The organism is Pseudomonas sp. SJZ074, from assembly GCF_007828215.1.
Lineage (GTDB): Bacteria > Pseudomonadota > Gammaproteobacteria > Pseudomonadales > Pseudomonadaceae > Aquipseudomonas.
In genome coordinates this window covers 178,077-193,686 of record NZ_VIUE01000004.1, presented here as the reverse complement: position 1 = coordinate 193,686, position 15,610 = coordinate 178,077, and the positions used below count along the sequence as shown (strand labels likewise).

The following is a 15,610-nucleotide window of genomic DNA, read 5'->3' as shown; positions in this document are numbered from 1 at the left end:
CTCAACTCAGGAGGCATGGTTGATCATCGTCCGAATCTTGTTCGCCAGCAAATCCAAGGTGAAAGGCTTGGCGACCATGTCCATGCCCTGTTCCAGGAAACCCTGGCGTTCGGCGGCTTTTTGCGCATAACCGGTCATGAACAACACCTTCAGGTCGGGTCGATACTGGCGGGCGATTTCCGCCAGCTGCCGGCCATTCATGCCGGGCAGGCCGACGTCGGTGACCAGCAGATCGATACGCTGCTCCGACTCCAGCAGCGGCAGGGCGGCCTTGGCGTCTTCGGCTTCAAGGGCGGTGTACCCCAGCGCCTGCAACAGATCGAGCACCAGCATCCGCACCGCCGGCTCGTCTTCCACCAACAATACGGTTTCGCCTGCGATTGCGGCTGGAGCCTCCACGGTGGTGGGCTGCGTCGGTGGTTCGACAGGCGCCACGTGCAGCCGCGGCAGGTACAATTGCACTCGTGTGCCCTGGCCCGGTACGCTGTCCAGGTTCAGCAGCCCTCCCGACTGTTGAGCAAACCCGTAGATCATCGACAGCCCCAGGCCGGTGCCCTGGCCGATGGGTTTGGTGGTGAAGAAGGGATCGAATGCCTTTGCCAGCACGGACGGAGTCATGCCGCTGCCATTGTCGCTGACGGCAATCATCACGTAGTCCCCGGGCTTGACCGGTTCCAGGGTGCTGATGTCGCTGCCGTCGAGGTAGATATTGGCGGTTTCGATGGTGAGCTCGCCGCCGTCGGGCATCGCATCTCGAGCGTTGATCACCAGGTTGAGCAGGGCGTTTTCCAACTGGCTGGCATCGGTGCTGACGGGCCAGAGTTCATCGGCCAGTTGCAGGCGCAGCGCGATGTGGTCACCGGTGGTTCGGCTCAGCAGGTCTTCAAGGGACAGCACCAGGCTATTGGCGTCCAGCGGCTTGCGGTCCAGGGACTGGCGTCGGGAAAAGGCCAAAAGCCGGTGGGTCAGGGCCGCGGCGCGGTTGGCCGATGACACCGCCGCTTCGGTAAAGCGTCCGATCTCGTCGACGCGGCCGTTGGCGATGTAGCGCTGCATCAGGTCCAGGCTGCCGAGAATACCGGTGAGCATGTTATTGAAGTCGTGGGCGATGCCCCCGGTGAGCTGGCCCACGGCCTCCATCTTCTGGGCATGGCGCAACGCTTCTTCAGCGCGCTCGCGTTCGAACATCTCGTTTTGCAGGCGGTGGTTGGCTTCGGCCAGTTGCTGGGTGCGGGCGATGACCCGTTCTTCCAGGGTTTCGTTGAGGTTGCGCAGGGCTTCCTCGGTTTTCTTGCGCTCGGTCTCGTCGATCACAAAAATGTAGAAGCCGTTCACCGTGCCGTCCGCACCATGGCGAGGCAAGTAGTTGGTCAGTGCATGTCGCGGCCGGCCGTCGCGGTGGTCCGACAGCACGGCAAAGCTGCATGGCTTGCCCGCCAGGGCTGCGGCAATCTGTTCGGCGCGAGCCGCATAGCCTTCTTCGCCGATCACTTCGCGAATGGTCTTGCCATAGAGTTCCTGCGGGGTCAGCCCGAACCAGTCCAGGTAGGCGCTGTTGTTCAGGCGGAAGCGCTCTTCGCGGTCCACGTAGCTGATGAGGATCGGCATGGCGTTGATGATCAGTTGCAGCTCGGTCTGGCTCTGGCGCAGGGCCTGTTCGGTGCGCTTGCGCTCGGTCAGGTCCAGAGCCGCGCCGAGAAAGCGCCTGGGGCGGCCGTGGCGATCCTTGTAGCAGCGACCGCGCACGAACACCCAGCGTAGTTCGCCGTCGGGCTGTAACAGACGGTACTCTTCGGCATATTCGGTCCCGTGGGTGATGCAGTGCTTGATGCTGCGGGCGACCATCGCCCGATCCTCGGGGTGCACGCCTTCGAGGTAGGCACTGATGGGCAACTGCCGCGACAGACTGGGATCGACACCGTGCAGGAGGGCGAAATGCGCGTCGGCGATGAAGCGGTCTTCGCTGATGTCCCAGTCCCAGGTGCCCAGCGCATCGGCCGCCGCCAAAGCAAGTTGCAGGCGCTCTTCGCTTTCCTGCTGGGCCTTGAGGCTGGCTTCGGAACGGCGTTCGAACTCCAGAGCCAGGCGTCGCCGCTCGCTGGTCTCGATGGCGGTGACCAGAATGCCGGCCACGGCACCGCCTTCGTTACGCACGGGGCTGTAGGTCAGGTCCAACCAAAGGTCGCAGAGGCGGCCGGCAAAGGGCAGGCGCCATTGCTGGTCGCGGCTGGCGTGCGTGCGGCCTTGCAACACGTCGTTATAAATCGGCGCGCTGACGCTTTTGAGTTCAGGCCATGCCGTGTGGGTCGGCTGGCCGAACGCCTGGGGATGTTTATCGCCGGCCAGGCGGGAAAAGGCGTCGTTGTAGAAGTGGATCAGTTGCGGCCCCCACAGCAAGGCCATCGGCATCGGCGAGTTCAGCACGATGTCCACGGCGGTGCGCAGGCTCTGGGGCCAGGTTTGGGCAGCGCCCAGCGGGCTGGAGCTCCAGTCCAGTCGCTCGATCAGGCGCTGTGTGCCGCTGCTGGCGGGTGTTGCGTTCATCACGGAATCCCTGGGTGGCGTGTCGCGTCTACTATTCTCTCAGGAAGGCAAGCGCGGGTTGGTCTGCAGAGGTACGTGCTCGGGTCAGCTTGTTTCATTGATGTCTCGCGGAAGTTTCAGTCCATGGAAATCGATCCTTTGTTACGCATCCTGGCCAGCCAGGAAGGCTCCGATCTTTACCTGTCCACCGGGGCGCCGCCGTGTGCCAAATTCGAAGGCGTGCTCAAGCCCCTGGGCAACCAGGCGTTCAAGATCGGTGACATTGCCGGGCTCGCCGAGTCTCTGATGGACGCCGAACAGCGTCTTGAGTTCGATCGGGAATTGGAAATGAACCTGGCCATTTCCCTCTCGGGTGTCGGGCGATTCCGGGTCAATATCTTCAAGCAGCGCAATGACGTGTCCATGGTGATCCGCAACGTCAAGCTGGACATCCCGCGCTTCGAGGACCTGAAACTGCCCAAGGTGCTGCTCGACACCATCATGCAGAAGCAGGGGCTGATGCTGTTCGTCGGCGCGACGGGGTCAGGCAAGTCCACTTCCCTGGCGGCGCTGATCGACTATCGTAATCGCAACAGCAGCGGCCACATCATCACCATCGAAGACCCGGTGGAGTACATCCACCGGCACAAGAAGTCGATCATCAACCAGCGGGAAGTCGGTGTCGACACCCGCAGTTTCCAGGCCGCCCTCAAGAACACCTTGCGCCAGGCACCGGATGTGGTGCTGATCGGCGAGATTCGCGACCGTGAAACCATGGAGCACGCCCTGGCCTTTGCCGACACCGGGCACCTGGTGATTTCCACTCTGCATGCCCACAACGCCAATCAGGCCTTGGACCGGGTGATCAACTTTTTTCCGGAAGAACGCCGGCCGCAACTGTTGAGCGACCTGGGCAACAACCTCCTGGCATTCGTGTCCCAGCGCCTGGTGCGCACCCGTACCGGCCAGCGCCGAGCCGCGGTGGAGGTCATGCTCGGTTCGCCCACGGTGGCCGACCTGATCCGGCGCAACGAGTTGGGCGAACTCAAGGGCATCATGGAAAAGTCGGAAGAGCTGGGCATGCAGACCTTTGACCAGGCCTTGTTCAACCTGGTGGTCGAAGGGGTGCTCGATGAGGAAGAAGCCCTGAAGAACGCCGATTCGGCGAACAACCTGCGGTTGCGATTGAAGCTGCATGCCGAGTCGGGTGCCGCGCCTGCGGCCGATCAGGCGGCGGGGGAGTGGGGGTTGATGGATTGATGGGGGTTGGCACATTCCCTGTGGCGAGGGGATGAATCCCCTCGCCACAGATAAATCCCCTTGCCACAGGAGACTGGTTACTGTGGCTAAGTGAGCAGCTCCGGCCGATCCCGAAACTGCTCCAGCGCCTGCGGGTTGGCCAGGGCGTCGGTGTTTTTCACCACTTCGCCATGCACCACGTTGCGCACCGCCAGCTCCACCACCTTGCCACTGATGGTCCGCGGTATATCGTTGACCGCCAGGATCTTCGCCGGTACATGGCGCGGCGTGGTGTTGGCGCGGATGACCTGGCGGATCCGCTGCTCCAGGGCGTCATCCAGGACCAGGCCCTCTCGCAGACGCACGAACAGCACCACCCGCACATCCCCCTGCCATTGCTGGCCGATGGCGACGCTGTCCAGCACCTGTTCGACCTTTTCCACCTGGCGATAGATCTCCGCCGTACCGATGCGCACGCCACCGGGGTTGAGCACCGCGTCGGAGCGGCCATGGATCAGGAAACCGCCATGGGGCAGTTCCTCGGCGTAATCGCCTTGGGCCCATACGCCGGGGAACTGGCTGAAGTAGGACGCACGGAGCTTTTCCTGCCGGGGGTCGTTCCACAAGCCAATGGGCATCGCCGGGAAATGCCGGGTGCACACCAGTTCACCTTTCTCGCCGATGACGGCCTTTCCGGCTTCGTTCCAGACCTGTACCGCCATGCCCAGGCTCTTGCCCTGCATTTCGCCGCGCCGCACCGCCGACAGTGGGTTGCCGTTGACGAAGCAGGACACGATGTCGGTGCCACCAGACATCGAAGCCAGGCAAACGTCGGGCTTGAAGTCGCGGTACACGTAATCGTAGCTGTGGGGCGCCAGTGCCGAGCCGGTCGAGAGCAGGGTCCTGAGGCTGCCCAGGTCGTGGGTCTGCCGCGGCTTCAAGCCCTGGCTCTCCAGGGCGGCCAGGAACTTGGGGCTGGTGCCGAACACACTGATGCGCTGCTGGTCGATCAGGTCCAGCAAGCGCTCGGGGCCGGGGTGGAACGGTGAACCGTCATAAAGCACCACCGCACTGCCGACCGCGAGGGCAGACACCAGCCAGTTCCACATCATCCAACCGCAGGTGGTGTAGTAGAACAGCCGGTCCTCGGTATCGAGGTCGACGTGCAGTCCATGCTCTTTGACGTGTTGCAGCAGCACGCCGCCGGTACCGTGGACGATGCACTTCGGTACACCGGTGGTGCCGCTGGAGTACAGGATGTACAGCGGATGGTCGAACGGCACGGCAACGAATTGCGGCTCGCCGCCGGCTTGATAGAACCCGTCCCACAGCGCGACGCTGGCCGCGGTCCTGAAATCCTCAACACTGGCGTCCGGCTGGGCATAGGGCAGCACGATCAGCTGTTGCAGCGAGGGCAGCCGTTCGAGGATTTCGTTGACCTTGGGCCGCTGGTCGATGACCTTGCCGGCGTAGCGGTAACCGGCGCAGGTAATCAGCACCTTGGGCTCGATCTGGCCGAAACGGTCGATCACCCCCTGGGTGCCGAAGTCCGGCGACGAACAGGACCAGATCGCCCCCAGGCTGGTGGTGGCAAGCATGGCCACCAGGGTCTGCCAGGTGTTAGGCATGCACGCGGCGACACGGTCGCCTTGGGTGACACCGGCCGCTTGCAAGCTTTTTTGCAGACCGGCGACGTGGGCAGCGAGCTCGTCCCAGGTCAGTTGTTCCTGGCCGCCGTTTTCGTCGATGGCCACCACCGCCGTCGCGGTGTCGCGACGGCGCAGCAAGTGTTCGGCAAAGTTCAGCGTCGCCCCTGGGAACCAACGGGCGCTGGGCATGTGCGTGCCTTCCTGCAGTACCTCGATGGGCGCCTGGTGAAAGCGGATCTCGAAGAAATCGACGATGGCCTGCCAGAACGCTTCGCGCTGGTCAATGCTCCAGGCGTGAAGGGCGGGATAGTCATTGAGTTGCAGGTGGTGCCGTTCGTTAATGAGCCGGCGAAAGGCATTCATGCGCGACCGCGCGATGCGTTCAGGGCTGGGTTGCCAGAGGGTGTCGGACATGGCGTGCCTCTTATTCTTTATGTACACACAAACTATAGAGCGAGCCGGGGCGTCAGGTGGAATCCGATCTTGTGGCGAGGGGATAAATCCCCTCGCCAAGGTAGTCGCCGGGACTTATTGAGCCAACCACCCACCATCGATATTCCACGCCGCGCCACGCACCTGGCTGCCGGCTTCGCTGCACAGGAACAGCACCAGTTCCCCCAGTTGCGGTGGGGTGACGAAGTCCAGGGACGGCTGTTTCTCGGCCAGCAGGTCGTGCTGGGCCTGTTGCGGGTCGATGCCGCTGGCGATGCGATCGTCGATCTGTTTCTGCACCAGCGGGGTCAACACCCAGCCCGGACAGATGGCGTTACAGGTGACGTTGCTGGTGGCGGTTTCCAGGCCGACCACCTTGGTCAGGCCGATCACCCCGTGCTTGGCCGCGACATAGGCGGCCTTGCCCACCGAGCCGACTTGGCCGTGTACCGAGGCGATGTTGACGATCCGACCCCAGCCTTTGCTGCGCATCCCCGGCAAGCTCAGGCGGGTGGCATGGAACACCGAGGACAGGTTGATAGCGATGATCGAGTCCCAGCGCTCCACCGGGAAATCCTCGACGGCGGCCACATGCTGGATGCCGGCGTTGTTCACCAGGATGTCGACGCCGCCGAAGTCCCGCTCGGCATAGGCGAGCATGTCGGCGATCTGTGCCGGGTCACTGACATCGGCCGGATGATGGCCAACCTTGCCGCCGAATTGCTGCACTTCGGCGATCACCGCCGACGCATCGCCAAAGCCGTTGAGGATCAAGTTGGCGCCGGCCTTGGCCAGGCTCAGGGCGATGCCCAGGCCGATGCCGCTGGTAGAGCCGGTAACCAGGGCAGTCTTGCCGGAAAGAGTGGTCGTCATAGGAACCTCATACAATGCCAGTGGCGTAGAACACACCGATCACCACGAAAACCGCGAGGGTCTTGATCAGCGTAATGCAGAAAATGTCTTTGTAGGCTTCGCGGTGGGTCAGCCCGGTGACCGCCAGCAAGGTGATCACCGCGCCGTTGTGAGGCAGGGTGTCCATGCCGCCGCTGGCCATGGCTGCAACCCGGTGCAGCACTTCCAAGGGAATGTTGGCGGCATGGGCGGCGCTGATGAAGGTTTCGGACATCGCCGCCAGGGCGATGCTCATGCCACCCGACGCGGAGCCGGTGATGCCCGCCAGCAGCGTCACGGTCACGGCTTCGTTGACCAGTGGGTTGGGAATGCTCTTGAGCCAGTCGGCCAGTACCAGGAAGCCCGGCAGCGAGGCGATGACCGCGCCGAAGCCGTATTCCGAGGCGGTATTCATCGCCGCGAGCAGCGCACCGCCTACCGCACTTTTACTGCCTTCGGCCAGCTTGCTGCGAATGGCCCGGTAGCCGAACAGCAGGACCATGATGATGCCCACCAACAATGCGGCCTGTACCGCCCAGATCGCGGTGAGTTTGGCCACGTCGCTGGTCACCGGTGCCGCCATGCCCGGCAGCGCCAGGCTGTGGGTCTTGCCGTACCACTGGGGGATCCACTGGGTGAACAGCAGGTTCATGATGCCGACCGCCAGCAGCGGCGAAACGGCGATCCACGGGTTGGGCAGCTTGATGTCTTCGGCGGTTTCCGGCTCGTTGCGCAGTTCGGTGCCGTAGCCTTCGCCCACGCGCTGGGCCTTGTTGCGCTGGCGTTGCAGGAACAGCATGCCGATGCTGAACACGAACAACGTGCCGATCACACCCAGCCACGGCGCGGCCCAGGCGGTGGTGTTGAAGAAGGTGCTGGGGATGATGTTCTGGATCTGCGGCGTGCCGGGCAGGGCGTCCATGGTGAAGGAAAACGCACCGAGGGCGATGGTGGCCGGGATCAGGCGCTTGGGGATATTGCTCTGGCGGAACATTTCGGCGGCGAACGGATACACCGCGAACACCACGACGAACAGCGACACACCGCCATAGGTCAGCAAGGCGCAGACCAGCACGATCACCAGCATCGCCTGGCGCGTGCCCAGCAAGCGAATCGCCGCGGCCACGATGGAGCGGGAGAAGCCCGACAACTCGATCAGCTTGCCGAACACCGCGCCGAGCAGGAACACCGGGAAATACAGTTTGATGAACCCGACCATTTTCTCCATGAACACTCCGGTGAAGGCAGGGGCGACGGCGGAGGGGTCGGTAAGCAGGACGGCGCCGAGGGCGGCGATGGGGGCGAAGAGGATGACGCTGTAGCCACGGTAGGCGGCAACCATCAGCAGCGCGAGGGCCGCCAAGGCAATGATCACACTCATGGTGTGTCTCCTGGGATTGTTATTGTTGTGGTGAAGCGGTGGGAGACTGTTTAGCCATTTTTATGCCAGTTGTTTAACTTGTTGAAATATATAGGGATTTTTAATGGTTGATTAGAGTGGTGAAAAACTTTGTCTCTGTTTTGAGATTTTTTGAGAGGCTACTGGCCTCATCGCGAGCAGGCTCGCTCCCACAGGGAAGTGGGGTATTGCTGAGGAATGCGCTCCACTGTGGGAGCGAGCCTGCTCGCGATGAGTGCGAAGCACTCAAAAAATAGCTAGTCTAAAAACAGAGATATGTTGTCTCTTTATGGAGACTCTGCAATCCCCAACGCCACCATCTTCTTGTACAACGTCGACCGCCCCAGCCCCAACCGCTCCGCCGCTTCGATCACCTTGCCGCCGCACTGCGCGAGGGTGGTTTCGATCAGCTGACGGTCGAATCGGGCCCGAGCCTGGGCGAAGGTTTCCTGAGGCAATGACTCCAGGTTCGCGCTGGCTGTGCGGGTCACCGGCGTGAATGTGCCGATGGCCGCGTGGATGTCGGCAGCGGTGAGTTGCAGGTTATCGCTGAGCAGCGCGGCCCGCTCCAGCACGTTGCGCAGCTCGCGGATGTTGCCTGGCCAGGCGTGTTGCCCCAACAGATCGAGGGCGTCGGGGTTAAGTTCGTGCTGGCTGCGCAGGTCTTCGAGGATCGCCTCGCTCAGGGCCGGCAGGTCATCCAGGCGCTCGCGCAGAGGCGGGACCTGGATCGGCAGCACATTGAGGCGGTAGTACAGGTCGGCGCGGAACTCACCGCGCTTGATCGCCGCTTCCAGATCCATGGACGTGGCAGCGATTACACGGACATCGCTTTGCAGCACTTCGTTGGACCCCACCGGTTCATATTCCTTTTCCTGCAGCACCCGCAGCAGTTTGCTTTGCAGCGGCAGCGGCATGTCGCCGATCTCGTCGAGGAACAACGTGCCGCCCTGGGCGATCTGCAGCTTGCCGGCGCGGCCCTTGCGGTCGGCCCCGGTGAACGCTCCGGGCGCGGTGCCGAAGAACTCGGCTTCCAACAGCGATTCGGGAATCGCCGCGCTGTTGATGCTGACGAATGCCTTGTGCGCCCGTGGCGAGGCGCTGTGGATCGCCTGGGCCAGCAGCTCCTTGCCGGTGCCGGTTTCGCCGAGCAGCAACACCGGGGAATCGGTGCTGGCGCTACGGCGGGCGCGGCGCTTGACCTCCAGGCCGGCGCTGCTGGTGCCAATGAAATGGGCGAAGTTGTACTTGGTCTGCCGCGCCCGCAGCAGCGAACGGGTCGAGGCCAGTTCTTCCTGCATACTCTGGTAGCGCTTGAGCATCGGCGACAGGCTATGCAGTTCACCGAACAAGGCAAAGCCGATGGCGCCGATGACCGCGCCGGTGCTGTCATGGATTGGCAGGCGCATGACCACCAGCGGCTCCTTGGGCATCTCCTGCATGTCCAGCAGGATCGGTCGCCCGGTGCGCACCACTTCCCGTAGCAGGCTACCGGGGATCACGCTCTCGCAGGCCCGGCCAATGGCTTCCTGGGCCGAGTTCAGGCCGAAGCGCCGGGCGTAGCGCTCGTTCATCCAGACGATGTTGGCGTCACGGTCGACGATCACCGTGCCTTCGCTGGACTGTTCGATGATCTCGAACAAGGAGCGAATCGCCAGGGTGCGTACGCGCTGGTAGTCCTTGAGGTTTTCGGTGGGGGTCATGGTCTGGTCCGGGTTGTGTATTGCCTGTCAGGCCGCCATCGCGAGCAGGCTCGCTCCCACAGGTGACCGCATTCCAATGTGGGAGCGAGCCTGCTCGCGATGGGCGCGACACGGTGTCAAGTCATGCGCCGCATTATGCCCACCCCGGATGCGCCGCCGCCAACAGCTCCTTGGTGTAAGGGTGTTTGGGTGCGTCGAACACCTCATGGCTGGCGCCGCATTCGACCACCTTGCCGTCCTTGATCACGATCATGTCATGGGCCAGGGCGCGCACCACCGCCAGGTCATGGCTGATGAACAAGTAGGTCAGGCCGTGCTTCTCCTGGAGCTGGCGGAGCAGGGCGACCACTTGTTTCTGCACGGTACGATCCAGTGCCGAGGTAGGCTCGTCCAGCAGGATCAGGGCCGGCTTGAGCACCAGGGCCCGGGCAATGGCGATGCGCTGGCGTTGGCCGCCGGAAAATTCGTGTGGGTAGCGATGGCGACTCTGCGGGTCGAGGCCGACTTCGTTGAGGGCCTGGATAACCCGGGCCTCGCACTCCTGGGCGCTGGACGGACTGTGGACTTCAAGGCCTTCGCTGATGATCTGCTGCACCGACATCCGTGGACTGAGGCTACCGAACGGGTCCTGGAACACCACCTGCATCTGCTTGCGCCACGGCCGCAGTTCTTTCTGCGACAGCGCGTCGAGGGCTTCACCCTGGAAGCGGATGCTGCCTTCGGATTCGATCAGCCGCAGGATCGCCTGGCCGAGTGTGGACTTGCCGGAGCCGGATTCGCCGACGATGCCCAGGGTTTTGCCGCGCTGGATGTTCAGGCTGATGCCGTCGACGGCGCGCAGGTATTCCTTGCGCCGGAACAACCCGCCGCCCAGGGCGAAGCTGACTCGCAGGTCCTGGACCTGCAGCACGTCTTCGCGCTCGTCCCGGGGCAGGGCTTCACCCTCCGGTTCGGCGTGCAGCAGTTCACAGCTGTAGGGATGCTTCGGCGCGCTGAAGAGGGTTTCGCACGGCGCCTGCTCGACGATTTCCCCGGCCTTCATAACGCACACCCGCTGGGCGATGCTGCGCACCAGGTTCAGGTCGTGGCTGATCAACAGCAAAGACATGCCGAGCCGTTGCTGGAGGGACTTGAGCAGCAGCAGGATTTTGCGTTGCACGGTCACGTCCAGCGCCGTGGTTGGTTCGTCGGCGATCAACAGCTCTGGTTCACAGGCCAGGGCCATAGCAATCATGACCCGTTGCCGCTGGCCGCCGGAGAGCTGGTGCGGGTAGGCCTTGAGCCGTTCGACGGGTTTCTGGATGCCCACCAGGGCCAGCAGTTCCAGGATGCGCTGGCGTGCTGCTTTGCCGCCCAGGCCCTTGTGCAGCATCAGGGTTTCGCCGATCTGCTTTTCGACGCTGTGCAGCGGGTTGAGGGAGGTCATCGGCTCCTGGAAGATCATCGCAATGCGGTTGCCGCGCAGCGCCCGCAGGGTGCTGGCCTGGGCACCGACCAGTTCCTGGCCGCGATAGCGAATACTGCCGCTGGTACGGCTCTCGGTTGGCGGCAGCAGTTGCAGGATCGAATGGGCCGTCACCGATTTGCCGGAGCCCGATTCACCCACCAGGGCCAGACACTCGCCGGGGCGGATATCCAGGCACAGGTTGCGCACGACGGCGTGGTCGTTGAAGACCACGCTCAGGTCGCGGATTTCGATCAGGTTGTCACGCACGTCCAGATCAGGACCTGGGATCGAATGCATCACGCAAAGCCTCGCCAATGAACACCAACAGGGAAAGAATCAAGGCCAGGGTGAAGAATGCCGTCAGTCCCAGCCAGGGTGCTTGCAGGTTCTGTTTGCCTTGCGCAATCAACTCGCCCAGGGACGCGCTGCCGGCCGGCATGCCGAAGCCGAGGAAGTCCAGGGCGGTGAGGGTGGAGATCGCTCCGGTGAGGATGAACGGCAGATAACTCAGGGTCGCGTTCATCGCGTTGGGCAGGATGTGCCGCACGATCACCTTGCGGTCAGTCAGGCCCAGGGCCCTGGCGGCCTTGACGTATTCGAGGTTGCGCCCGCGCAGGAACTCGGCGCGGACCACGTCCACCAGGGCCAGCCAGGAGAACAGCGCCATGATCCCCAGCAACCACCAGAAATTCGGCTCGACGAAACCGGAGAGGATGATCAGCAGATAGAGCACCGGCAGCCCGGACCAGACTTCCAGCAGGCGTTGGCCCAACAGGTCCACCCAGCCGCCGTAATACCCCTGCAACGCCCCGGCGGCGATGCCGATCAGCGCGCTGATGGCCGTCAGCGCCAGGGCGAACAGGATCGATACCCGGGCGCCGAAGATCACCCGGGCCAGTACGTCACGGGACTGGTCGTCGGTGCCCAGCCAGTTCACCGAGGTGGGCGGGCTCGGGGCCGGTTGGTTGAGGTCGTAGTTGGGGGTGTCGTCGCTGAACGGGATCGGCGGGAACAGCAGCCAGCCGCCGTCCTTGCGGATCAGGTTCTGCACGTAGCTGCTGCGGTAGTCGGCCTGGAACGGTAGCTGCCCGCCAAATTCCTGTTCGGTGTAGCGCTTGAACACCGGGAAGTACAGCGAGTGCTGATAGCTCACCACCAGGGGCTTGTCATTGGCGATCAGCTCGCCGCCCAGGGTCAGGATGAACAGACCGATGAACAGCCACAGCGACCACCAGCCGCGGCGGTTCTTCTTGAAACGCTCGAAACGCCGTCGGCCCAGGGGCGAGAATCTGAGCATCAGGCGTTCCTCGCGGCGAAGTCGATGCGCGGGTCCACCAGGGTGTAGCAGAGGTCGCCGATGAGTTTGATCAGCAGGCCGAACAGCGTGAAGATGAACAGCGAACCGAATACCACCGGATAGTCCCGGGATACGGCTGCCTCATAGCTCATGCGGCCCAGGCCATCGAGGGAGAAGATCACCTCGATCAGCAACGATCCGGCGAAGAACACGCTGATGAACGCCTGGGGAATTCCCGACACCACCAACAGCATGGCGTTGCGGAACACGTGCCCGTACAGCACCCGTCGTTCGCTCATGCCCTTGGCTCGCGCCGTGACCACGTATTGGCGGGTGATTTCATTGAGGAACGAGTTCTTGGTCAGGATGGTCAGGGTGGCGAAGCCGCCGATCACCAATGATGTGACCGGCAGCACCAGGTGCCAGAAGTAATCGGTGATCTTGCCCAGGGTCGACAGCGATTCGAAGTTGTCCGACACCAGTCCGCGCACCGGAAACCAGTTCAGCGACGTCCCGCCCGCGAACATCACGATCAGGAACATTGCGAAGAGGAACGCCGGCATCGCATAACCGATGATGATCGCCGTGCTGCTCCAGATATCGAAGGCCGACCCGTGATGCACCGCCTTGCGGATGCCCAGTGGAATCGACACCAGGTAGGTGATCAGCGTCGCCCACAACCCGAGGGAAATGGTCACCGGCATCTTTTCCAGGATCAGGTCGGTGACCGTGGCGCCCCGGAAGAAACTCTTGCCGAAGTCCAGGCGGGCGTAGCTGCTGAGCATCAGCCACAGGCGTTCATGGGCCGGTTTGTCGAAGCCGTATTGTTTTTCGATGTCCTTGATCAGTTGCGGATCCAGGCCGCGGCTGGCCCGGGAGCTGCCGGTCATGGCATTGCCAGAGCTGCCGACGCTGGCGCCACCGATGCCTTGCAGGTGGGCGATGGCCTGTTCCACCGGGCCGCCCGGGGCCGCCTGGACGATGACGAAATTGACCAGCAGGATGATCACCAGGGTCGGGATGATCAGCAGCAGGCGTCGTGCGATATAAGCCCACATCAGTGACGCCCTCCAGAGGTACCACGCCTGATTCGCTCGGCGGTCATCTGCTCATTGGTCAAGGGCGTGGTGCTGACTTCCCACCAGCTCTCGATGGCCTCGTCATTGGCGGCTTGCACCTTGGGCATGCCGAAGCGGTTCCACCATACGGTCGAGCTGCCCGGTGGGTAGTAGTTGGGAATCCAGTAGTAGTTCCATTGCAGCACCCGGTCCAGCGCGTGGGCGTGACGGAGCATGTCGTCCTGGGTGGTGGCCTTGACCAGCCCGTCGATCAGTGCATCGACAGCAGGATTCTGCAATGCCATGTAGTTGTTGGCACCCGGGTCGTTGGCTGCCGCCGAACCGAAGTAATTGTAGAGCTCGGTGCCGGGCGAGGTGCTGACCGGGTAACCGGTGACGATCATGTCGTAGTCGCGACTCATCAGGCGGTTGACGTACTGGGATGGGTCGATGCGCCGGATGCTCATGTCGATGCCGATCTGCGCCAGCGTGCGTTTGTAGGGCAGCAGCAGGCGGTCCATGCCGTTCTGGCTGTTGAGGAAGGTGAAACTCAGCGGCTCGCCCTCGGCATTGACCAGGCGATCACCATCGGGTTTCCAGCCGGCCTGTTCCAGCAGTGCCAGGGCCTGCAATTGCTTGTCGCGGATCACGCCGCTGCCGTCGGTCTTCGGCGCCTGGAACACCTGGGTGAAAACCTCGTCGGGGACTTTCCCGCGCAGCGGTTCAAGGATCGCCAGTTCGCTCGCATCGGGCAGCTCTCGGGCAGCCAGGTCGGTGTTGGAGAAGAAGCTCTGCTGGCGTACATAGAGGTTGCGCATCATCTGCCGGTTGCTCCATTCGAAATCCCAGAGCATCGCCAGGGCCTGGCGTACGCGGCGATCCTGGAACTGCGGCTTTTGCAGATTGAACACGAAGCCCTGGGCCGTTTGTGGGGCTTCGGTGGCCAGGTGGGCTTTCTGCAGGCGCCCGTCGCGCAGCGCCGGGCTGTCGTAGCCGATGGAAAAACCCGTGGCGGAGAATTCGCGGTTGTAGTCGTAGGCGCCGCCACGCAGTACCTGGCGCGCCACGTCGGTGTCGCCGAAGTACTCGATGCTGAAATGATCGAAGTTATAGAGCCCTCGGCTGACCGGCAGGTCCTTGCCCCACCAGTCGGCGTTGCGTTCGAAGGTGATGCTGCGCCCGGAATCGACCTTGCCGACCCGGTACGGCCCGCTGCCCAGCGGCGCTTCATAGCCACCTCCGCTGGCAAAGTCGCGGGTTTTCCACCAATGCTCGGGAAACACCGGCAGGGTGGCGATATCCAGGGGCAGGGTGCGGTTTTCGTTGCTCTTGAAATCGAAGCGAACGGTGCGCTCGCCTTCGACTTCGACGCCTTTGACGGCCGCGAACTGGGTGCGATAGCGCAGGCTGCCCTGGGTCATCAGCAGCTCGAAGCTGTAGCGCACGTCTTCGGCGGTGATGGGCTTGCCGTCGGCAAAGCGGGCCTTGGGGTTCAGGTAGAAGCGCAGGGACAGGCCGTCATCCGCGCGTTCCATGCTTTGTGCCACCAGGCCGTAGACGGTGTAGGGCTCATCCAGGGAGCGTTGGGCCAGGGGCGAATACAGCATGCCGTCGATCTGACTGACCCCGATGCCTTTGTCGATGTAGGGCAGCACGTGATCGAACTGGCCGATCTCGATGGCCGAGCGGCGCAGGGTGCCACCCTTGGGAGCCTGGGGATTGGCATAGGCGAAATGGCTGAAGCCTTCGGGGTACTTGGCCGGTTCACCATAGACGGTCAGGGCATGTTGTGGTGCGGCAGACACACCGGCGGCGCCTGTCAGCAGGAGCGCGGCAGCCAGAAACAGAGAGGGAAACACCAGTCGCATTGTCAGCCTTAAAGCCGGGTGATCGATGACCACGATTTTTACGCGAGCGGCGCGCTGATCGCCAGCCCTATGGTCAAGGAGTGGTGCGAGAAACTGCGGTGGCG

General features: G+C 63.0%; 10 protein-coding genes. 1 reads left to right on the top strand and 9 read right to left on the bottom strand.

Translation table 11 applies throughout. The features are described from left to right. Window positions 1-6: 6 nt before the first annotated feature. Window positions 7-2,544 (bottom strand): PAS domain-containing sensor histidine kinase, encoded by a 2,538-nt coding sequence (locus FBX99_RS07125; RefSeq protein ID WP_144925766.1) that lies wholly within the window; start codon window positions 2,542-2,544, stop codon window positions 7-9. A gap of 123 nt (window positions 2,545-2,667) precedes the next feature. Between FBX99_RS07125 and FBX99_RS07120 the strand changes: the two genes are divergently transcribed. Further along, window positions 2,668-3,783: a PilT/PilU family type 4a pilus ATPase gene (locus FBX99_RS07120; RefSeq protein ID WP_144925768.1), complete on the top strand. Its 1,116-nt coding sequence runs from the start codon at window positions 2,668-2,670 to the stop codon at window positions 3,781-3,783. An 86-nt stretch (window positions 3,784-3,869) separates the two neighbouring features. Here the strand turns inward: FBX99_RS07120 and FBX99_RS07115 are convergent, their stop codons facing one another. The 8 genes from FBX99_RS07115 to FBX99_RS07080 form a co-directional block, all read right to left on the bottom strand. Continuing rightward, window positions 3,870-5,825 carry an acetoacetate--CoA ligase gene (locus FBX99_RS07115; protein WP_144925771.1) on the bottom strand — a complete coding sequence of 652 codons (1,956 nt, stop codon included), beginning with the start codon at window positions 5,823-5,825 and terminating at the stop codon, window positions 3,870-3,872. A gap of 114 nt (window positions 5,826-5,939) precedes the next feature. Next, window positions 5,940-6,716, bottom strand: a complete 777-nt coding sequence (locus tag FBX99_RS07110; protein WP_144925774.1) for a 3-hydroxybutyrate dehydrogenase — start codon at window positions 6,714-6,716, stop codon at window positions 5,940-5,942. Window positions 6,717-6,723: 7 nt separating this feature from the next. Further along, on the bottom strand, window positions 6,724-8,115 hold the full coding sequence (locus FBX99_RS07105; protein WP_144925777.1) for a GntP family permease: 1,392 nt from the start codon (window positions 8,113-8,115) through the stop codon (window positions 6,724-6,726). Between the two features lie 305 nt (window positions 8,116-8,420). Next, window positions 8,421-9,836, bottom strand: a complete 1,416-nt coding sequence (locus FBX99_RS07100; RefSeq protein ID WP_144925780.1) for a sigma-54-dependent Fis family transcriptional regulator — start codon at window positions 9,834-9,836, stop codon at window positions 8,421-8,423. Window positions 9,837-9,969: 133 nt separating this feature from the next. Beyond that, entirely contained in the window at window positions 9,970-11,550 is a 1,581-nt protein-coding gene (locus FBX99_RS07095; RefSeq protein ID WP_145131171.1) for an ABC transporter ATP-binding protein, read from the bottom strand. Between the two features lie 7 nt (window positions 11,551-11,557). Next, window positions 11,558-12,580, bottom strand: a complete 1,023-nt coding sequence (locus FBX99_RS07090; RefSeq protein ID WP_144925784.1) for an ABC transporter permease — start codon at window positions 12,578-12,580, stop codon at window positions 11,558-11,560. Continuing rightward, the gene (locus FBX99_RS07085; RefSeq protein WP_144925787.1) at window positions 12,580-13,638 is read right to left on the bottom strand and encodes a microcin C ABC transporter permease YejB; all 1,059 of its coding nucleotides are present in this window, start codon (window positions 13,636-13,638) and stop codon (window positions 12,580-12,582) included. The genes FBX99_RS07090 and FBX99_RS07085 overlap by 1 nt, the downstream gene beginning before the upstream one ends. Continuing rightward, complete coding sequence (locus FBX99_RS07080) at window positions 13,638-15,506, bottom strand: extracellular solute-binding protein (protein ID WP_145131085.1); 1,869 nt, start codon at window positions 15,504-15,506, stop codon at window positions 13,638-13,640. Before FBX99_RS07080 ends, FBX99_RS07085 begins: the two co-directional genes overlap by 1 nt. Window positions 15,507-15,610: the final 104 nt, after the last annotated feature.

Coding starts and splice junctions, on each gene's coding strand:
- FBX99_RS07110 (WP_144925774.1), bottom strand. CDS start 6,716: ATGACGACCACTCTTTCCGGCAAGACTGCCCTGGTTACCGGCTCTACC.
- FBX99_RS07120 (WP_144925768.1), top strand. CDS start 2,668: ATGGAAATCGATCCTTTGTTACGCATCCTGGCCAGCCAGGAAGGCTCC.
- FBX99_RS07090 (WP_144925784.1), bottom strand. CDS start 12,580: ATGCTCAGATTCTCGCCCCTGGGCCGACGGCGTTTCGAGCGTTTCAAG.
- FBX99_RS07115 (WP_144925771.1), bottom strand. CDS start 5,825: ATGTCCGACACCCTCTGGCAACCCAGCCCTGAACGCATCGCGCGGTCG.
- FBX99_RS07105 (WP_144925777.1), bottom strand. CDS start 8,115: ATGAGTGTGATCATTGCCTTGGCGGCCCTCGCGCTGCTGATGGTTGCC.
- FBX99_RS07100 (WP_144925780.1), bottom strand. CDS start 9,836: ATGACCCCCACCGAAAACCTCAAGGACTACCAGCGCGTACGCACCCTG.
- FBX99_RS07080 (WP_145131085.1), bottom strand. CDS start 15,506: ATGCGACTGGTGTTTCCCTCTCTGTTTCTGGCTGCCGCGCTCCTGCTG.
- FBX99_RS07125 (WP_144925766.1), bottom strand. CDS start 2,544: ATGAACGCAACACCCGCCAGCAGCGGCACACAGCGCCTGATCGAGCGA.
- FBX99_RS07085 (WP_144925787.1), bottom strand. CDS start 13,638: ATGTGGGCTTATATCGCACGACGCCTGCTGCTGATCATCCCGACCCTG.